Origin of the sequence: Maribacter sp. 1_2014MBL_MicDiv, from assembly GCF_001865655.1 — a bacterium.
Taxonomy (GTDB): Bacteria; Bacteroidota; Bacteroidia; order Flavobacteriales; family Flavobacteriaceae; genus Maribacter; species Maribacter dokdonensis.
Map to the genome: position 1 here is coordinate 1976644 of NZ_CP011318.1, position 19688 is coordinate 1996331.

17 protein-coding genes are annotated in these 19688 nt (G+C 33.9%); 13 read left to right on the forward strand and 4 right to left on the reverse strand.

All coding sequences use genetic code 11. The annotated features are described in order from the left end of the window. Positions 1-2 precede the first annotated feature (2 nt). Entirely contained in the window at positions 3-1163 is a 1161-nt protein-coding gene (locus YQ22_RS08275; RefSeq protein ID WP_071340800.1) for a DNA polymerase III subunit, read from the reverse strand. A gap of 124 nt (positions 1164-1287) precedes the next feature. Between YQ22_RS08275 and YQ22_RS08280 the strand changes: the two genes are divergently transcribed. The 3 genes from YQ22_RS08280 to YQ22_RS08290 all read left to right on the forward strand — a co-directional run bounded on the left by YQ22_RS08280 (position 1288) and on the right by YQ22_RS08290 (position 5245). Then, positions 1288-2478, forward strand: a complete 1191-nt coding sequence (locus tag YQ22_RS08280) for a phosphoglycerate kinase (protein ID WP_071340801.1) — start codon at positions 1288-1290, stop codon at positions 2476-2478. A 120-nt stretch (positions 2479-2598) separates the two neighbouring features. Next, positions 2599-4227, forward strand: coding sequence for a LysM peptidoglycan-binding domain-containing protein (locus tag YQ22_RS08285; RefSeq protein WP_071340802.1), 1629 nt, complete (start codon positions 2599-2601; stop codon positions 4225-4227). 13 nt (positions 4228-4240) lie between these two features. Then, complete coding sequence (locus YQ22_RS08290) at positions 4241-5245, forward strand: DUF4837 family protein (protein ID WP_071340803.1); 1005 nt, start codon at positions 4241-4243, stop codon at positions 5243-5245. A 100-nt stretch (positions 5246-5345) separates the two neighbouring features. Here the strand turns inward: YQ22_RS08290 and YQ22_RS19180 are convergent, their stop codons facing one another. From YQ22_RS19180 to YQ22_RS08300, 3 genes are all read right to left on the reverse strand, one after another. Further along, on the reverse strand, positions 5346-5522 hold the full coding sequence (locus YQ22_RS19180) for a DUF6747 family protein (RefSeq protein WP_164674209.1): 177 nt from the start codon (positions 5520-5522) through the stop codon (positions 5346-5348). A gap of 279 nt (positions 5523-5801) precedes the next feature. Continuing rightward, positions 5802-8237 (reverse strand): OmpA family protein, encoded by a 2436-nt coding sequence (locus tag YQ22_RS08295; RefSeq protein WP_232231375.1) that lies wholly within the window; start codon positions 8235-8237, stop codon positions 5802-5804. A gap of 317 nt (positions 8238-8554) precedes the next feature. Further along, positions 8555-8740, reverse strand: a complete 186-nt coding sequence (locus tag YQ22_RS08300) for a twin-arginine translocase TatA/TatE family subunit (protein WP_058104567.1) — start codon at positions 8738-8740, stop codon at positions 8555-8557. A gap of 195 nt (positions 8741-8935) precedes the next feature. On the opposite strand from YQ22_RS08300, the gene YQ22_RS08305 reads away from it, so the two are divergent. From YQ22_RS08305 to YQ22_RS08350, 10 genes are read left to right on the forward strand one after another with little or no spacing between them, the layout of a single operon-like run. Beyond that, positions 8936-9808, forward strand: coding sequence for a M23 family metallopeptidase (locus YQ22_RS08305; RefSeq protein WP_058104566.1), 873 nt, complete (start codon positions 8936-8938; stop codon positions 9806-9808). Between the two features lie 6 nt (positions 9809-9814). Further along, positions 9815-11320, forward strand: a complete 1506-nt coding sequence (locus YQ22_RS08310) for a GH3 family domain-containing protein (RefSeq protein WP_071340804.1) — start codon at positions 9815-9817, stop codon at positions 11318-11320. Positions 11321-11366: 46 nt separating this feature from the next. Continuing rightward, a complete protein-coding gene (locus tag YQ22_RS08315; protein ID WP_071340805.1) occupies positions 11367-13049 on the forward strand; it encodes a DUF6909 family protein in 1683 nt (560 codons plus the stop codon). Next, positions 13050-14045: a hypothetical protein gene (locus YQ22_RS08320; protein ID WP_071340806.1), complete on the forward strand. Its 996-nt coding sequence runs from the start codon at positions 13050-13052 to the stop codon at positions 14043-14045. 16 nt (positions 14046-14061) lie between these two features. After that, positions 14062-15105, forward strand: a complete 1044-nt coding sequence (gene rfbB, locus YQ22_RS08325) for a dTDP-glucose 4,6-dehydratase (protein ID WP_071340807.1) — start codon at positions 14062-14064, stop codon at positions 15103-15105. Between the two features lie 24 nt (positions 15106-15129). Next, positions 15130-15999: a glucose-1-phosphate thymidylyltransferase RfbA gene (gene rfbA, locus YQ22_RS08330; protein ID WP_071340808.1), complete on the forward strand. Its 870-nt coding sequence runs from the start codon at positions 15130-15132 to the stop codon at positions 15997-15999. After that, positions 15996-16541: a dTDP-4-dehydrorhamnose 3,5-epimerase gene (gene rfbC / locus YQ22_RS08335; RefSeq protein WP_071340809.1), complete on the forward strand. Its 546-nt coding sequence runs from the start codon at positions 15996-15998 to the stop codon at positions 16539-16541. The genes rfbA and rfbC overlap by 4 nt, the downstream gene beginning before the upstream one ends. Further along, a complete protein-coding gene (rfbD, locus tag YQ22_RS08340) occupies positions 16538-17392 on the forward strand; it encodes a dTDP-4-dehydrorhamnose reductase (RefSeq protein WP_071340810.1) in 855 nt (284 codons plus the stop codon). Before rfbC ends, rfbD begins: the two co-directional genes overlap by 4 nt. A 12-nt stretch (positions 17393-17404) precedes the next feature. Then, complete coding sequence (locus YQ22_RS08345; RefSeq protein ID WP_071340811.1) at positions 17405-18955, forward strand: aldolase catalytic domain-containing protein; 1551 nt, start codon at positions 17405-17407, stop codon at positions 18953-18955. Beyond that, entirely contained in the window at positions 18952-19677 is a 726-nt protein-coding gene (locus YQ22_RS08350) for a 3-deoxy-manno-octulosonate cytidylyltransferase (RefSeq protein ID WP_071340812.1), read from the forward strand. The genes YQ22_RS08345 and YQ22_RS08350 overlap by 4 nt, the downstream gene beginning before the upstream one ends. The last annotated feature ends 11 nt before the right edge of the window (positions 19678-19688 follow it).

Sequence of the window (19688 nt, forward strand, 5' to 3'; positions counted from 1 at the left end):
GTTTATTTAAGTTCGGTCTTTTTTTTGTGAAGTAACCGTGTAAGTTTAATAGATAGATCGGTAAATATAATTTTTGAGTTACCGTTACGCTCCACATGGTAAATGGCATCTTCCAATTCTTTGGTAATGTCAAGAATATTATTCTCGTGAACAAAGGGAGCAAATTTTTTCAATTGAAACCCTTCTGCATGTATTCTTAAATAAGCTAGTTCTTCTGCACCATAGTTGATCATTAGGGCTTGCCGCATAACAGTAATGCAATAACTTAAAAAGTTTTTCTGTGTTTCCCTACCTGTTTTCGCTACTTCTTCACTCCACAATAAAAGATCATGAATTGCGGCTTTATTACCTTTTGCCTTAAATGCAGTTCTAACCCATTGTACAAACCAATTTTCAAAAACCAGATCTTCAGAATCTTTATTTAAAAGATCTAGGGCCTTGTTGAAATTTCCATTCGCCTCATGTGCCAAAAGCATAGCTTCTGGTTTATTGGCTCCCTTTTCAACTAATGCCGTAGCAATGGCATCTTCTGCTAAAGGAGGAAAATGTACTACTTGACATCTAGATTTAATGGTCTGTATGATCTGTTCCTCATCTTCGCAAAGTAACAAGAAAATAGTTTTTTCTGGCGGCTCTTCAATAAGTTTCAATAATTTGTTGGATGCAGCAGTGTTCATCTTTTCTGCCATCCAAATGATCATGACTTTGTAGCCTCCTTCGTATGATTTCAAAGAAAGCTTTTTAACAATGTCCTGAGCTTCGTCTACACCTATTTGCCCTTGTTTTTTTTCAATTTCTATATGTCTGTACCAATCGAATAAATTACCATAAGGTTGCTCCATGATAAATTCACGCCACTCTTTCATATAGTGGTTGCTCACTGCATGTGATTTTACTTTGTTAGAATTGGAGACCGGAAAAGCAAAATGTACATCTGGGTGGGCAAATGATTTAAATTTTAGATTACACGCTTCATTACCACCATTGTTTTCGCCATTGGAGTTTTGACATATTATATATTGGGCGTAAGCCAAAGCCATAGGCAGCAGTCCGCAGCCTTCTGGACCCACAAATAGTTGCGCATGGGGTATTCTACCAGCATCTGCACTTGAAGACAGATGATTTTTGATATGGGAAAGCCCTAAAATTTCTTTGAATAACATAGATTCAAATATAGTTGTTTATAGCACAACAAATTTAAGGGTATTGAGTGTAAATTATCCTTATTAGCACTTTATCACAAACCTTTTAATCTTTACATTTGTTAACTAACAAAAGGATAAATAGATGAAAGTATTAAATGACTTTAATTTTGAAGATAAAAAGGCGTTAATAAGGGTAGATTTCAATGTACCACTTAACGAAAGCTTTGAAGTAACCGATACCAATAGAATTGAGGCTGCAAAACCTACAATTATAAAAGTGTTGGAAGATGGTGGTAGTGCCGTTCTTATGAGCCATTTAGGTAGACCAAAAGGAGAACGCAATCCAGATTTATCATTGAGCCATATTGTAGATGCAGTATCTGAAATTATTGGTGTTGCCGTTAAATTTGTTAGTGACTGTGTTGGTGATGAAGCTGAAAAAGCCGTTGCGGAATTAAAGAACGGAGAAGTACTTTTATTAGAAAACTTAAGATACTATAACGAAGAGGAAAAAGGTGATGAAGGTTTTGCTGAAAAACTTTCCAAACTTGGTGATATTTATGTCAATGATGCTTTTGGGACTGCGCACCGTGCTCATGCATCAACTACAATTGTTGCTAAATTTTTCCCGGATGCTAAATGTTTTGGCTATTTATTGGCAAAGGAAATAGATGCTATTGAGAAAGTTATGGCTACTGGTGAAAAACCTGTATTAGCTATTCTTGGTGGTGCAAAAGTATCTTCTAAGATTACGATTATAGAAAACATTTTAGATAAAGTAGATGATTTAATTATCGGTGGGGGTATGACTTATACCTTCATTAAGGCTCAAGGTGGTAAAGTTGGAGATTCTATTTGCGAGGACGATAAAATGGATCTTGCAATGGAAATTCTTGAAAAAGCAAAACAGAAAAATGTAAACGTCCATATTCCTGTAGATGTGCTTGCTGCCGATGATTTTGATGCAAATGCAAACACCCAAATAGTGGATGTAGACAAAATTCCTGATGGTTGGCAAGGTTTAGATGCCGGACCTAAAACCTTAGAGATATTTAAAAACGTCATTTTAAATTCTAAAACCATTCTTTGGAACGGACCGATCGGTGTGTTTGAAATGGAGAAATTTGCCGGTGGTACCATTGCAGTTGGTAATTATATTGCTGAAGCTACAAAAGCGGGAACATTCTCCTTAGTAGGTGGTGGAGATTCAGTTGCTGCCGTTAAACAATTTGGCTTTGAGGACAAAGTTAGCTATGTATCAACAGGCGGAGGGGCAATGTTAGAAAGTTTAGAAGGTAAAACCTTGCCAGGGATCGCTGCAATATTAGCGTAGTCAGGGCGTTATCGACAAACGGTATATAACGAAAATTTGTGCATTTTAAGAGAATATATTTTATTCTCAGTAAAAAATGTACGATTTTCGTTTGTTCCGTTAAGATATTTTTGCCCCATGATGAATAAAATAACCTATAATTGTTTTTGTTTTGGATTGGCACTGTTTCCTATTATAGGTGCTGCCCAACAAAAAGATACCGGCACTACGGTACAAGACTCTTTACAAAGTAATTTAATTGTAGCTCAAGATTCTACAGATAGTGTAGTACCATTAGAGCAACTGAAAATAGTTAAAAGCTCCAATACAGAGTCTTTGGCATTGTTTAAGCCAACGGAATCATCCACCTATAACCTTCAAGACAATGCACTTGCCGCAAAGTTTGATAGTCTTTGGATGAAAGAGCTTGTAGATGCCGCACCACTTTTCAACGAAATGTATCAAGAGGTACTAACGGAACCAGATACAACAGCGACTTTTGTTTTGGACCTACCTACCGATACTTTAAGGATGCGGTTGGCTAGAATGAACGAAAGAACACCGTTCAACATTGAATATAACTCATCATTGGAAAGCGTAATAAAATCTTTTCTTATCAGAAAAAGAGATTTAATGGAACGCATGCTTACTATTAGCCAATTTTACTTTCCTTTATTTGAACAGGAATTTGACAATAAGAATATTCCATTGGAGATGAAGTATTTGTCAATCGTAGAATCTGCATTGAACCCCAAAGCACGTTCTAGGGTAGGTGCAACGGGATTGTGGCAGTTTATGTACGGTACCGGTAAAGAAATGAAGCTTAATATCAATAGTTATGTTGATGAACGTAGCGATCCTATTAAGTCTACCGCAGCTGCCGCCAATTATCTTAATAGATTGCATAGAATTTATGATGATTGGGATTTGGCTTTAGCAGCGTATAACTCTGGTCCAGGAAACGTAAACAAAGCTATTCGTAGAAGTGGCGGACAACGAAATTATTGGAATATTCGAAGAAATCTACCACGTGAAACGGCGGGGTATGTTCCTGCTTTTCAAGCTACCATGTATATATTTGAATATGCCGAGGAACATGGTCTAAGATCTAAGAAAGTGGATCGTGCCTATTTTGAAACAGATACTGTTCATGTTAAAAGCCTAATAACATTTGATCAAATTTCTGAATTGGCAGCTATTGACAAGGAAGAATTAAAAATACTTAACCCGCATTACAAATTAGATGTTATTCCTTTCGTAGAAGGAAAACCTAACGCATTGAGGTTACCCGTACGAGAAATGGGAAAGTTTGTTGCTAATGAAGAAGCAATTTATGCCCATGTAAAAAATGAACTTAAAGAGAAAGAGAGTATTGTTGCTGAGATTCAAAAACAAGCAGAACAGAACAGTATTCGATATAGAGTAAGAGATGGCGATTTTCTTGGTAAAATAGCAGAACGCTACGGTGTTCGTGTAAGTCAACTAAAGCAATGGAACGGTTTGCGAAGTAATAATTTACGCATAGGCCAAAGATTGACTATTTACCCGCGAAAAAAACCTACTTCATCTGTTAAACCAAGGGAAACCCCTACTAGAACTGCGGTTGCCAACAATTCAAAAATTCATGAAGTAAGAAGTGGAGACTCATTATGGACCATTTCTAGAAAATATCCTGGGGTTACTATTGAAAATTTGCGAAAATGGAACGGTATTAGTGGTAACAATTTAAAACCTGGCACAAAATTAAAACTGTGCGACTGTTCATCGTAAATTAAAACACCAAATGAAAAAAAGAATATTACTTTGTTTTTTAGCAATTTTAGGATTATCAATAGCTTGTAAAGAAGAAGGCAAGGCAGATTATTTACCAGAATCTGTAGGTGCCATGAATACGCTTACGGTTGTAATTGATAATGATTTGTGGAATAGCAACGTAGGCGATGCCATACGAGAAAATTACACAGCAGCGGCACAGGGCTTAACATGGGACGAGGCGCTTTTTAGCGTAACCCAAATTCCCCAACAGATATTTAGTGGCGCAATACGTAATACGAGTTCTGTATTATATGTTATGGAAGACACTCTAAACATTGCCCACATGAAATCTAACATGTATGCCAAACCGCAAAAGGTAGGTGTTATTAAGGGGCATAATAAAGAAGAGCTTATTGAGAACATCAATAAAACGGCAAAAGAATTTATAGCGGAATATAAAGCTCTGGAAATTGGTAAGGCTCAAAAACGTTTTGAGAAATCATTGAATAAGGAAAAGGCTCTTAAAGATAAGTTTAATATTTCAATGAAAATTCCTTCCATTTATAGAGTAGGTAGAGAAGAGGATAATTTTGTATGGATCGATCGCCAAATTCAAAAAGGGAACATGAATATTATTGCGTATACCATGCCTTGGGACAGCTTTAAGAACGATTCTACCTTTGTTCAAGACATTGTTAAGATGAGAGATTCAATAGGCGGTCTGTATATTGGCGGGGAAGATGTACCTGGTAAAAAGAACCACATGATAACGGAGAAGGCTTTTTCCCCATATGTCTTTCCTGCTGAGGTTTCTGGTAAAAAGGCAGCAGAGGTAAGGGGAATCTGGGAAATGTCTGCATACCCTATGGCAGGACCATTTTTGACCTATATTATAAATGATAAGGAGAACAACCGTAAGTTGGTCTTGGAAGGCTTTGTTTTTGCACCGGCTACTAAGAAAAGAGATTACATGTTCGAGTTAGAGGCGATATTGAAATCGGTTCAATTCAATGTAGGAGATCAAAAGAATTAATTTCCATTTCATTATGATATAATAAAAAAGGCTCAGGAAACTCCTGAGCCTTTTTTATGTGAATTAAGTTCAACTATTCAGAACCTAAAATTATACGGTCTTATAGATTACTAAATGTAAAACCGGTAGATACTCTGTATATCAATGCGTACATGGCAAAAGCAATCAACACAAAACATAACCAAGAGAATACTTTGAAGTAATGCTCTAAGATATAGCTTTTCCAATTTCTAAAAGCTTCAATGTATATTTCCTTCACTAGAGTAATTTTTTCCATAATCAATATATTAGTTGTTGCTGGGTGTAAAGTTCACCATAATAGAAAGTTATATGGAATAGTTTAGGTGAAAGGATAATTATTACTACCAACTGTACCCTTTTAAAACCAAAATCTATGAACGGTTATTAGATCAGATGAACGACCTGTGTCATTATTTTATTGGATCGATAGAATGTATATTAAATGGGTTAAAGTGGCTATTAGAGAGATTAGAAAAGAGTTTAAAAACAAAAAACCCGCTATTTAGCGGGTTTTATTATTTTAGTTAAAGTTGTATTACATATTCACGATAATGAATTCTGATCTACGGTTTAAGTAGTGTTCCTCCTCTGTACAACGAACAGAACCATCACATTCATTGATTAAGCGTTCTTCTCCATAACCAATAGCACTTTCTATACGTTTTGGATCAATACCTTGAGATATAATGTAGTCTCTTGTAGATTTTGCACGTTTATCAGATAGGTATTTGTTGTATACGGCATCACCCCTGGAATCTGTATGAGATTCAATTTTAATGACCATGTTTGGTGAATCGTTCATAACGGCTACTAGTTTATCAAGTTCTAGAGCAGCATCTTTACGAATGAATGATTTATCAAAGTTAAAGTGGATCATCTCTGTTTTGAGTTTCTTAATACCATCTTCAACAGCAATCATATCGTTCAGTTTTCTCATGGAAACATCTACATTAACAATCTCATTTTCTTTAGTAGCGGCTTCTCTGGTGTCATCAAAATAAGAACCTTTTGTTGTTCTTAATACATACCTAGTATCGGCATCCAAGTCTTCAAAAATGAAGTTACCATTCTCGTCGGTCTCCATTTCTTTTAGTTTAATATTGTTTTCATCAAGTAGTTCAACCAATGCGTTAGGCATTAAATCTCCAGTAATCAACTCGGTAACAATACCTGAGATAGCGTTAATACTGGTTGGTATTTCCTCAATCTGTAAGGTTTTAAATGAGTAGATATCATCATCTCCCTTACCGCCACTACGATTAGAAGCAAAGTATCCTTTTTGTGTTTCTTCATCAATAATAAATGAAAAGTCATCTTTTTTACTGTTGACCGGTTTACCAACGTTTCGTACTTCCAAGAAACCAACTTCATCATCAAAAGCTACTTCAAATACATCTAATCCGCCTAATCCTACATGACCATCTGATGAAAAATACAATTTCTTGTCATTAATAAATGGAAACATTTCTTTATGTTCGGTATTTATTTCTGGACCTAAATTTCTAGGCGAAGAAAAGCTGCCGTCTTCTAATACGTCTACTACGAAAATGTCAGTTTCTCCCATGCTACCTGGCATATCCGATACAAAGTATAATTGTTTTCCATCTGGACTCAATGCTGGGTGACCAGTGGAGTACTCATCACTATTAAATGAAACTTCTTCTGCCTCTAACCATTCGCCATTTACCTTCCTAGATCTATATATCTTTAAGTGATTAATGCCGTTTTTATCTCGTTTTAGTTTTTTACCGTAATTGTTTCTGGTAAAATACATAGTCTCATTATCAGGTGAAAAGGCAACTGAGGCTTCGTGATATTTAGTATTTATTTTTTTTGAAAATTTAAGTGCATTCTTAAAGTCTTGGGTTTCATCATTTACCTTAGCTACAAACAAATCTAAATACGGCTGATTGTTCCATTTATACCTTCTGGTATTAAAAATAGATGAATCTTTTGCTGAGGCATATACCATTTGATCACCACCATAATACATTGGTGAAAATTCTGAATACTTTGAGTTTATACTAAGGTTATTTATATCAAATTTCTCTTCCATTCTAAGAAGTCCGTCCAACACAATTTCATTATGCTTGGTTTGCTGCTCCACTTCCTCACCGGCAAGTTTTCTATTGTATAACTTTAAAAGTCTTTTAGATCTTTTGTAGTTACCAATACCTTTTAGAGAATGAGCATACTTAAATAAATAATCTAAGCCCATGTCAGATTCATATTTGGTATAAAGTATATTGTACCACTTATATGCATTCTCCATGTCAGTATTAAAATAATGCGCATCTCCTGCTTTTTTTAATACGTCATAAGAATATGATTTTTCTCCTTTTGATAATGCCTGTTCGTATAACTTAGCTGCTTCAGCATACCACATTTTATCAAAATATTCATCGGCTCTTTTAACAAGTTTGGTTTTAGATTCTGTATTTACCGTTGTAGTTTCTTTAAGCATATCATAAGTAACATCTTCTACAGGTACAGTTTCTATATTAAGCAAAGACTCCGTTTCTCCGTCTAGTATCTTAAGTACCCAAACTTGATCTTCATATCTGCCGCCAAATTTTGAAGAGCAGTCGTTCAAAGCGTCGCGCCAAGAGTCATAATGATTTAGATAAACATAGTAAAGTTGATTTTCAGGATTTTGAAAGTAACCGGCATTAAACCCCTTCTTGTTCAGCTTTCTTACTTGAGACTTTAAATTTTTACTTTTTGAGAAGGTACCAGAGATAACGTAGTAGCCATTTTCTGTGTTCTCTACTTTATTAAAAGCTCTGTAGGGAACCGGTATTGCTTCTGCAGCTTTTTGAAATTCTTTCTTATCTTCCTCTTCAAAATCTGATACCATTCTTGTACCATATTCCTTTTCTTGAGATAAATCTGCTTCTATATTATCTCCAAAATTCTGGGCTTGGGCAAATAGAACAAATACTAGAAAAAATAAATTTAAAACACTTCTCATAAATATAAATCTAAGCTGAATGAATAATTCAACAGGGGGTTAAGTATAGTTCAAACGGTTAGCCATTGGTTTTTAGTACCGTTTGTTTAACGAAATTAGATTTATAGGGGTATTCTGAATACTAATTGTTGTGAAAGAGGTATTTTTTGTCGTGTATGTAGATTATTCAGTAGCTACCTACGTTGTAAGGGCGCTGTTAAACGCTTGATCAATAAACCTTTGTACAAACTAATTGAAGGTGTAGATTGAATATTAAAAATACAAAAAGCCCTGTTCAACAGGGCTTTATAATGATTCACAAGAAGTTTATTTTGTAATTACTCCTTATTCTTTTCTCCTAATTGTTCATCCTCTTTGGAGGCATCTTTAAATTCTTTGATTCCACTACCTAAACCTCTCATAAGTTCAGGAATCTTTTTTCCTCCGAATAATAGCAGAATTACGACTACCACTAATATTATTTGTGGAGCGCCTATGGCCAAAAATGTAGATAAGAATGTCATAAGACTATAATTTAAATATGGATTTCAAAGATACTAAAAACTACTGTAGAAATCTTCAGTATATCCAAATACGTTTAAAGGTTTGTATATTTTAACTATAATTTGGGTATATACGAACAAAAAGCTATCGTTATTGCCGCTATATTTCTTAAGTGAATAGGTTTAAAATTAAATTCTAAGTTTATCTTTGTTAAGATGGCCAAAAAGAAAGTCAAAAAAAGAAAGGAGATAAAACGTAAATTACTGCATAAGTACCGTTTGGTAATACTAAACGAAAGTACTTTTGAAGAAAAGATTTCTTTTAAATTAAGTAGGCTCAATGTATTTGTTACGGGATCTCTATTTATGATCGGTCTAATAGGGCTTACCACCTTATTGATAGCCTTTACACCGTTAAGAGAATATATACCAGGGTATTCATCTACCAGGCTAAAAAAGGAAGCCACTGAACTGACCTATAAAACGGATTCACTCATTAGAACCTTAAATTATACCAATAAGTATTTAGATAATATACGTATGGTTTTAAAGGGAGATATAGAGAATACCGTAGTTAATAGAGATTCATTATTTCAACAATATAAACTAGATCCGGCATCAGTAGATTTAAGTCCGATCAAGGAAGATTCCTTATTACGTGCCGAAGTTGCTTTAGAAGATAAATACAACTTGTTTGAGCGTACAATAGATAAAAAGAATTTGGTTTTGTTTACTCCGGTCACCGGATCAATATCTATGGGGTTTAATCCCAATGAAAAGCATTATGCAGTAGATGTTACTGCGGTTACCGATAGTCCGGTAAAAGCTGTAGCAAATGGAACCGTAATATTTTCAGAGTGGACCGCCGATACTGGTTATGTTATTATTATAGAACATGAAGGAGGACTGTTAAGTGTGTATAAGCATAATGGTTCTTTATCTAAATATCAAGGTAATATCGTAAGAGGGGGAGAGGTAATTGCCGCTGTTGGTAATACGGGAGAACTTACTACCGGACCACACTTACATTTTGAAATTTGGGACAATGGCACACCTATTGATCCAACCAATTATATTGACTTTAATTAAAACAAAATGTCCTTAAAGACCATTGCTGCTAAAATATTTGCGCACCGTATTGCCAAAAGGACCAATAAATGGGTAAACAACCCCATTGAGACCCAAGAAAAGGTTTTTAAAAGTTTAATTGCCAAAGGAGCGGAAACAAAGTTTGGTAAAGACCATAGTTTTAAAACCATTAAAAAACATAGCGACTTCATTGCCCAAGTACCCGTACGTGATTATGAAGAATTAAAGTCATATGTAAACTTGGCGGTAGAAGGACAAGAAAATATACTTTGGCCTGGTAAACCACTTTATTTTGCCAAAACCTCTGGTACCACTTCTGGTGCAAAATATATTCCTATTACTGAAGGGAGTATAAAAGAACAGGTTAAAGCCTCTAGGAATGCCATACTCAATTATATACATGAAACCGGGAATGCCGATTTTGTAACTGGCAAAATGATTTTTTTACAAGGAAGTCCTGTATTACAAGAAAAGAACGGTGTAAAGTTGGGTAGACTTTCAGGTATATCCGCACATTACGTTCCTAATTATTTACAGAAGAATAGAATGCCCAGTTGGGAAACTAATTGTATTGAAGATTGGGAAACAAAGGTTAATGCCATAGTAGAAGAAACCAAGAATGAGGATATGACCGTAATTGCGGGTATACCATCTTGGGTACAAATGTATTTTGAAAAACTTAAAGAAAATACCAATGAGTATGTTGGTTATCTTTTCAAAAATTTTGAACTCTTTATTTACGGCGGAGTCAATTATGAGCCTTATAGAAAGAAGTTTGAAGCATTAATAGGTAGAAAAGTAGCCAGTATAGAACTTTTTCCGGCAAGCGAGGGTTTTTTTGCTTATCAAAATTCGCAGAAGGAAAGCGGAATGTTGCTACTCCTGGATGCGGGAATATTCTATGAATTCATAAAGTCTGATGAATTCTTTAATGAACATCCCAAGCGAATTACGTTAAAAGATGTAGTGTTAGGCGTAGATTATGTAATGATTATTTCAACAAATGCGGGATTATGGGGCTACAACTTAGGAGATACCATTCGGTTTATTTCAAAGAACCCTTTTAAAATTGTAGTATCGGGGCGTATTAAACATTTCATTTCAGCTTTTGGAGAACATGTAATTGCTAAAGAAGTTGAAGAAGCAATGTTGGTTGCTACGAATGCTACAGATGCAAGTGTAAGCGAATTTACGGTAGCTCCGCAAATTGTTCCTCAACATAACGAATTGCCCTATCACGAATGGTTCATTGAATTTGAAAAGTTACCTAGTGACATGGACAAATTCATTAATACTTTAGATGTGGCTTTGCAACAACAAAATAGCTATTACTACGATTTAATAGTAGGTAAGGTGTTACAAACATTAAAAATCACACCTGTACAGCATGGGGCTTTTATGGAATATATGAAGTCCATAGGTAAACTTGGCGGACAAAATAAAGTACAAAGATTATCCAATGATAGAAAAGTTGCTGATGGTTTATCAAAATATAAGCTAAGCAATAGCTAACTTTTTAATAACAAATTATAAATCGTAATTTCGTTCGAAATATTCAATGGGAAAAGCAATTACAACTACAAGGGCGCAAGAGTCAACAAATGCAATTGAACGCATGTACATCACCATGCGCCATTTGTTCAATAGAGGTTTTTATAAACCGAACGGCGTATCGGGAGAAGCTTTAAAAAACGCACTCCTACAATTAAGACCTGAAATATATGGTTCCGTAGGTGAAGAAAAAGCAGAATTGAACGGACTCATTTATGTCCTAGAAAGATTGCCAGAAGGTATAGAACAGTGCTCTTTTATTAATTTAACTTCAGATGAAGGGTATGGTATTTCACACATTAACCCAATAATTCCACCAAAGAGAAGAAGAAATTGCTACCGAATAGATGAGGAGCAAATGAATATTGAAATTACAAGGGGACGATCAGACATTTATGACATTCTAACTCACCTTACATTTTTGTTCATTGAATCTGAGAAAATTTGTAAAAAGGTCCTTATAACAGATACCGATAAAACCATCAGGGATTGGACCAAGCTTGAAAATGCCGTACAAAAGGATGAATTGCCTCAATCTGAACGTGAAATTGCCATTATTCATACCGCTAATATCTTGGGCAGATCCTTTGAAGAGATATTGGAGGTGTATAAAAAATTCAGTACCAAAGACAATCCCGATCGTTTTTTAAAAGTAATTTATTGGTTAGGTAAATTAGCCTTAGATGAAGAAATAACAGGTGAAAAAAGAACTATAACGTTCAGTGCATTGTTAAGAGAGCGTTTGGGGCATCATATTCATGGTGAACGATGGGCAAATAATATAAAAGAGGTACTGACCAAAAATAATTTATTGCAAAGGCCAATTCATATTATCTCTGCCAATATGCACAGTGTAATGAATTCTTTATTTGCTAAAGTAGCCTTAAAGAGTGAATTTCCAAATACTGATTCTTTAGAGATTTTTGAAGCACTTAGTAGTTCTGGGAACGCTGCTTTAAGAAAAAAGGTTATTGATTTAGCAGAAGAAAATGGTATGATCGCTATTGATGATACATCAGGAACCAATATTGATGTGCAAATTTTTGATACGGCGAAAATAAAAATCAATAACTGTTCGTACGAATTTTCAGAAAATCAAGATGATAAAAAACCTGTTATATTTGTAATGGATTACGCATTTGGCGAACAGGCTTATGAGACTATAGACGAGTTATTGAAACCATATGTAACCAAGAAGGGCGGTTCGTCGTTGATTAACGTAGATTCTGTTTCCATTATGGGTAAGGCAGGAATATTAGAAGGCGGTAAGGGAGATTTAATGATTCCATCTGCACATATATTTGAAGGTACGGCAGATAATTACCCATTTAATAATGAACTTTGTGCCAAGGATTTTGAGGGTTATGGTCTTAAGGTTTTTGAAGGGACTATGGTAACCGTGTTGGGAACATCACTTCAGAACAAAGACATACTAAAGTTTTTTCACAAGTCTACATGGAACGTTATTGGACTGGAGATGGAGGGAGTACATTATCAAAAAGCAATACAGAGTGCTTCAAAAATTAGAAAGAGTATAGGAGAAGATGTAAAAGTACGTTATGCATATTATGCATCGGATAACCCTTTAGAAACCGGTAGTACATTGGCTTCTGGCGGATTAGGAACTACTGGGGTAAAACCAACATATCTTATTACAGATAAAATTTTAAAACAAATATTCAATACGTAAATGGCAAGCAATCAATCACCATCTACCCAGAACAATTCAGATGAAATTGACTTAGGGCAATTGTTTCAATTAATAGGAAGGGGCTTTAATGCTGTTTTTCGTTGGTTTTTAAGAGTATTTCTTTATTTAAAAAAGAATCTACTCATACTTATTGGCCTCGTCGTTATTGGTCTTGCAATTGGGTATGGTCTTAATCAAATTATATCTAAAAAGTATAAAACAGAGGTCATTGTTAAACCTCAATTGGAAAGCAAAAATTATTTATATGATGTTGTAACCGAAATACAATCTAATATACAAGCGAAAGATACTTTGTTTTTTAATACTATAGGTTTAAATGAAGTTGATTTTACAGGTTTAAGAATTGAAATAGGTAGAGTCACCGAGGTGAGCAACTCTGAAAGTGATTTAAAATATTTGGAACTGCTTCAAAGCTTTGAAAATACAGATGCTATTGCTGATATCGTTAGGGCCGAGTTACAAAACAAAAGCTCTTTCAACCATAGAATTACTTTTTATTATAACAATGCTGTATTTGGTAAGCAGTTTGCAAAAAAGGTTTTAGATTATATTAACTCCAATACCTATTTTAACGGGCTATTAGAAATATATAGAAACAATGCCCAAAATCGTATTGAACAAGACGAGAAATTATTAAAACAAGTAGATGAGATTATAGTTAATTATACAAGCGGTCTAGCTAACAAAGGTAATAGTACTGCAACTGATAAGATTATTCTTGATAACCAAGAACAAGTGAACATTGCTGATATTTTTGAATACAAAACAGGACTGATCAGAGATATAGAATCCAAAAAAATAGAACTAGAAGAACGTACTGTGCCAGTAAGTGTAATCAACCTTGGGGAAACACAAGTAGAGCATAAGTCGTTTTTTGGGAAGAGTATTGTGTTGATTCCAATAATTTTTATTTCAATTTTCTTTTTAATATCGGCATTGTTATTTATAAATAGAAGATCAAAATTAATTAACTAAAAAAGATTGCTTAGGTATGAATATATTAATAACAGGAGGCGCAGGGTTTATAGGTTCTCACGTAGTTAGAAGGTTTGTGGATAGCTATCCCAATTATAATATTTATAATCTTGATGCATTAACCTATGCCGGAAATCTTGAAAACTTAAAAGATATAGATAGTAAACCAAACTACAAATTTATAAAAGGTGATATAGTTGATGAGGGATTTATCAATAAACTTTTTATGGAAATTGATTTTGATGGAGTAATTCATTTGGCTGCCGAATCTCATGTTGATCGTTCTATTGAAGACCCACTTGCTTTTGTAAGAACAAATATTATTGGTACGGTAAACCTATTAAATGCTGCTAAAAATACCTGGAAGGATAAATTTGAGGGAAAGCGATTTTATCATGTAAGTACAGATGAGGTTTATGGTGCATTAGGCGAAGAAGGTTTGTTTACAGAAACAACTTCATATGACCCGAATTCACCTTACTCAGCTTCTAAGGCTAGTTCAGATCATTTTGTTAGAGCCTATGGCGAAACTTATGGTTTGCCGTTTGTAATCACGAATTGTTCCAATAATTATGGACCGTATCATTTCCCAGAAAAGCTTATTCCTTTATTTATTAATAATATAATGGAGAATAAATCTTTACCTGTTTATGGTGATGGCAAGTATACTCGAGATTGGCTTTTTGTAAAAGATCATGCAAGAGCAATTGATTTGGTTTTCCATAAAGGAGCCAATCATGATACTTATAATATTGGTGGATTTAATGAATGGCAAAATATAGATTTAGTAAAATTACTTTGTAAGGTGATGGATAATAAACTAAACCGTACAGAAGGTGAATCAGAAAAATTAATAACCTACGTAAAAGATAGACCAGGTCACGATTTACGATATGCTATAGATGCTACCAAAATAAATAAAGAATTAGGCTGGAAACCCTCTGTTACTTTTGAAGAAGGTTTAGAATTAACAGTAGATTGGTATTTTAATAATCCAGATTGGTTAGAACATGTTACTTCTGGCGATTATAAAGAATATTATAAAAAAATGTATTCATAATTTAAACATATCAAACCTAATAATATGAAAGGAATAATCTTGGCAGGAGGATCAGGAACAAGGCTTCACCCGCTGACGCTATCAGTTAGTAAACAACTAATGCCTATTTATGATAAACCGATGATTTATTATCCATTATCAACTTTAATGTATGCCGGAATTAAGGAGATTTTAATAATATCAACGCCTAAAGATTTACCTCTTTTTGAAGATTTACTTGGAGATGGAAAAAAGTTTGGTTGTTCTTTCTCCTATGCTGCTCAAGAAGCTCCAAACGGACTTGCAGAAGCATTTATAATTGGCGCTGATTTTATTGGTAAAGAAAAGGTGGCTTTGGTATTGGGAGATAATATATTTTATGGTTCAGGATTAGCAAAACTATTACAGAGCAATAATGACCCAGTTGGAGGAATCATTTATGCGTATAGAGTTCATGATCCAGAAAGATATGGTGTAGTTGAATTTGATGAAAACGGTATTGCAATTAGTATTGAAGAGAAACCTATTGAGCCAAGGTCTAATTTTGCGGTTCCTGGTATATACTTTTATGATAATAATGTAGTTGAAATAGCTGCCAACATAAAGCCTAGTCCAAGAGGTGAATTGGAAATTACAGATATAAACAAAGAATATTTAAAGCAAGGTAAACTAAGCGTGAGTATTTTAGATAGAGGTACAGCTTGGTTAGATACAGGTACATTTCAATCATTAATGCAGGCTTCGCAATTTGTTGAAGTAATTGAAGAACGCCAAGGACTTAAGATTGGTGCAATTGAAGCTGCCGCTTATGAAATGGGATATATAGATAAAAATCAGTTTAAAGCGCTTGCAGAACCTTTAATGAAGAGTGGATATGGTAAAAATCTTCTAGGTATTTTAAATAAAAATCAATGAATTTTATAGAGACTAAGTTAAAGGGTTGTTTTATTATTGAGCCGTCGCTGTTTGCCGATGATAGAGGTTATTTCTTTGAGTCTTTTAATGAAGAAAGGTTTAATAAAGGTATTGGAACAAACGTAGATTTTGTTCAGGACAATCAATCATTTTCTCAAAAAGGTGTAATAAGAGCAATTCACTATCAATTAGGGGCGAATGCTCAAGCAAAGTTGGTTAGAGTATTACGTGGAACTGTAATCGATGTAGCTGTTGATTTAAGAAAAGATTCTCTTACTTATGGGCAACATGTCGCTATTGAATTAAGTGCAGAAAATAAAAAGCAGCTTTTCATACCAAGAGGGTTTGGACATGGATTTTCTGTGATATCTGAAACAGCAGAGTTTTTCTACAAGTGTGATAATTATTATAATAAAGAATCCGAGGGAGGAATTATTTTTAACGATTCAACTTTGGGTATAGATTGGAAAGTGGATTCAGATGATATTAAAGTATCGGAAAAGGATTTAATCTTACCAACTTTAAACAAGGCTAGATTATGAAGAATATCCTTGTAACGGGAGGTAATGGACAACTAGCGACCTGTCTTAAAGAAGTAAGCGAGGAGCAAAGTGATTTAAATCTCCTTTTTGTAAGTTCTAAGCAATTAGATATAACAGATTACAATGCAATTAATAATTTTTTTAAGAAAAACGATATCTCATATTGCATTAACTGTGCAGCCTATACAGCTGTTGATAATGCAGAAAATGATATAGAAGCTGCAACAAAGGTTAATGTTGATGGTGCTAGAAACCTTTCTAAAGTTTGTAGTTTATTTAATACGATATTAATACATATCTCAACAGATTTTGTTTTTGATGGGGAGAAAACTTCTTTATTTTCTGAAGAAGATAAAGAAATCCCTGTCTGTGTTTATGGGCAAACTAAGCTTAAAGGTGAAATTGCTGTAGCCGAATCTTGGGAGAAACATATAATTATTAGAACTTCATGGTTATATTCAGAGTATGGTAATAATTTTTTAAAAACCATGCTTAAATTAGGCGCCGAAAGAGACAAGTTAGGAGTAGTCGTTGATCAAATAGGTACACCGACATACGCAGTAGATTTGGCAAAAGTTATAGTTGCTTTTATACATAAAGAGAGTATCAATTTTGGCACTTTTCACTTTAGTAATGAAGGTGTTGCAAGTTGGTACGATTTTGCTAAATCTATTTTTGACATTAGTAAAACTAAAGTAGAACTGTTACCCATCAAATCAGAAAGTTACCCTACACCAGCAAAAAGACCTGCATTTAGTGTAATGGATAAATCAAAGATTAAAAAAGAATTAAACATTACAATTCCTTACTGGAGAGATAGTTTAAAAATTGCTTTAAAAAACTTAAGTTAATATTATTTTATAATGACAAATAAACCTTTATTACTTGATTGTACTTTACGAGATGGCGGGTATTATACAAATTGGGATTTTGATGAAAATTTGGTTGAAGACTATTGTAGAACAATGGAAAATCTCCCTATTGAGTATGTAGAGGTGGGTTATAGAAGTATACCTTTAAAAGGTTATTTAGGTGAGTATTTTTATTGCCCTGAATATGTTTTAAAAAGGCTGAAAAAATTAATGCCATCAAAAAAACTGGTGATTATTTTAAATGAAAAGGATATAAGAGCAACTCATGTAGACGAATTGTTAGGTCCATGCAAAGATTATATTAAATTGGTACGTCTAGCAATAGACCCATCCAATTTCGAACGAGCTATAGTTTTAGCAAAAGCCATTAAGAAAATGGGGTTTGAAGTTGGTTTTAACGTAATGTATATGTCTAATTGGAAAGAAAATTCATCTTTCTTAGATTTATTAGAAGGCTTAGATGACACTATTGATTATTTCTATATGGTAGATTCATTTGGTGGAGTTTTCCCGAAGGATGTAAAAGAAATAATGGACTTAGTAAAAAGTAAAACCAATTGTGCATTAGGTTTTCATGGACATAATAATTTAGAAATGGCAATGGCAAATACCTTAACTGCAATTGACCATGGTTGCAGTATAGTAGATGCCACAATAACCGGTATGGGAAGAGGTGCAGGAAATTTGAGAACTGAGTTGTTCTTAACCTACTTAGATAGTCAGCAGATTGCAAAAATTGAATACAATAACTTGAGCGTAGTTGTTGCTAAATTCGAAAAGTTAAAAGCTGAATTTTTATGGGGTACAAGCTTACCATACATGTTTTCCGGAGCTAATTCATTACCTCAAAAACAAGTCATGGAGTGGGTAGGAATGAATAGATACCCTATTAGCAGTATTGTAAATGCGCTTAATAATCAAAAAGAAGCTGTAGCTGATAATTTTAGATTACCAGTATTGCCAAAAGAAGAAAAATATAGAAAAGCTATAATTTTAGGTGGCGGAAAAACCGTTAGAAATAGTAGTGTCGCCATAAAGAAACTTTTAAAACAGAATTATGATATATGTTTGGTACATGCAGGAGCCCGAAATGTCGGAGAGTATTTAGACGTTTCTTGTGAACAGTTTTATGCCTTGGTTGGTTTTGAAAGCGAAAAACTATTGGATAAGGTAAAAGACTTTGGTAATATATCTCAAACATGTGTTTACCCTCCTTACCCCAGAGCCATGGGAACAATAGTACCACAAGAAATTATTAACCTTTCAAATGAATTGTCTGCAGTTGACTTTACTAATATTTCATCTGACTCTCCTTTGGCATTAGCTATACAAATCGCATTAGATAAAGGAGTAACAGAATTATATTTTGCGGGTTTTGACGGATATGAAACTTCAATTAATCATACTCAATATCTAGTCTCACAAGAAAATCAAAAAATATTTGATGAGTTACTAAACTATAAAGATGTTGTAGTTAAATGTATAACTCCTACAAAATATAAGAATATGAATATTATTTCAGTTTTTAGTTTAGTTAAATGAGGAAAGTTGGAATCATACCTGCGCGATATAAATCGACACGATTTCCAGGAAAACCATTAGTACTAATTAATGGAACTCCTATGATTCTTATGGTTGCTAAAATTGTAGAAAAGGCCTTAGGTCATGAAAACACATATATAGCTACCGAAGATGATAGAATTAAGGATGTTGTTACTTCTGCAGGTTATAAGGTATTAATGACTACCGATAATTGTTTAACAGGCACTGACAGGGTCTGGGAGGCTGCTCAGCAAGTAGAAGCTGATATTTATTTAAATATACAAGGAGATGAACCTTTGTTAAATCCAGAGGATATAAATCTTATAGCATCAAAGAAGGAAGAATTTTATAATTATGTTATAAATGGAATGTGTAGTTTAGGTAAAAGTGAATTACCAACTAACCCAAACATACCTAAGGTTTTAGTAAATAAGGATAATGACTTATTATATATGTCTCGTTTGCCCATTCCAGGGATAAAAGGTGTAAAAGGTGAAATGCCGATATATAAAAAGCAGGTTTGTATTTATGCTTTTAGTTATAATGATTTAAAATTATTTGGAGAATCAAAAAAGAAAGCGGAATTCGAATATTTTGAGGATATTGAAATCCTACGTTTTTTTGATTTAAATATACCAATAAAGATGATTGAAACATCTGGCAGTTCTGCTGCAGTAGATGAACCCTCAGATGTGCAAAAGATAGAGAGTTTACTATTCTGATTTAATTAAAA

Coding starts and splice junctions, on each gene's coding strand:
- YQ22_RS08275 (WP_071340800.1), bottom strand. CDS start 1,163: ATGTTATTCAAAGAAATTTTAGGGCTTTCCCATATCAAAAATCATCTG.
- YQ22_RS08280 (WP_071340801.1), top strand. CDS start 1,288: ATGAAAGTATTAAATGACTTTAATTTTGAAGATAAAAAGGCGTTAATA.
- YQ22_RS08285 (WP_071340802.1), top strand. CDS start 2,599: ATGAATAAAATAACCTATAATTGTTTTTGTTTTGGATTGGCACTGTTT.
- YQ22_RS08290 (WP_071340803.1), top strand. CDS start 4,241: ATGAAAAAAAGAATATTACTTTGTTTTTTAGCAATTTTAGGATTATCA.
- YQ22_RS19180 (WP_164674209.1), bottom strand. CDS start 5,522: ATGGAAAAAATTACTCTAGTGAAGGAAATATACATTGAAGCTTTTAGA.
- YQ22_RS08295 (WP_232231375.1), bottom strand. CDS start 8,237: ATGAGAAGTGTTTTAAATTTATTTTTTCTAGTATTTGTTCTATTTGCC.
- YQ22_RS08300 (WP_058104567.1), bottom strand. CDS start 8,740: ATGACATTCTTATCTACATTTTTGGCCATAGGCGCTCCACAAATAATA.
- YQ22_RS08305 (WP_058104566.1), top strand. CDS start 8,936: ATGGCCAAAAAGAAAGTCAAAAAAAGAAAGGAGATAAAACGTAAATTA.
- YQ22_RS08310 (WP_071340804.1), top strand. CDS start 9,815: ATGTCCTTAAAGACCATTGCTGCTAAAATATTTGCGCACCGTATTGCC.
- YQ22_RS08315 (WP_071340805.1), top strand. CDS start 11,367: ATGGGAAAAGCAATTACAACTACAAGGGCGCAAGAGTCAACAAATGCA.
- YQ22_RS08320 (WP_071340806.1), top strand. CDS start 13,050: ATGGCAAGCAATCAATCACCATCTACCCAGAACAATTCAGATGAAATT.
- rfbB (WP_071340807.1), top strand. CDS start 14,062: ATGAATATATTAATAACAGGAGGCGCAGGGTTTATAGGTTCTCACGTA.
- rfbA (WP_071340808.1), top strand. CDS start 15,130: ATGAAAGGAATAATCTTGGCAGGAGGATCAGGAACAAGGCTTCACCCG.
- rfbC (WP_071340809.1), top strand. CDS start 15,996: ATGAATTTTATAGAGACTAAGTTAAAGGGTTGTTTTATTATTGAGCCG.
- rfbD (WP_071340810.1), top strand. CDS start 16,538: ATGAAGAATATCCTTGTAACGGGAGGTAATGGACAACTAGCGACCTGT.
- YQ22_RS08345 (WP_071340811.1), top strand. CDS start 17,405: ATGACAAATAAACCTTTATTACTTGATTGTACTTTACGAGATGGCGGG.
- YQ22_RS08350 (WP_071340812.1), top strand. CDS start 18,952: ATGAGGAAAGTTGGAATCATACCTGCGCGATATAAATCGACACGATTT.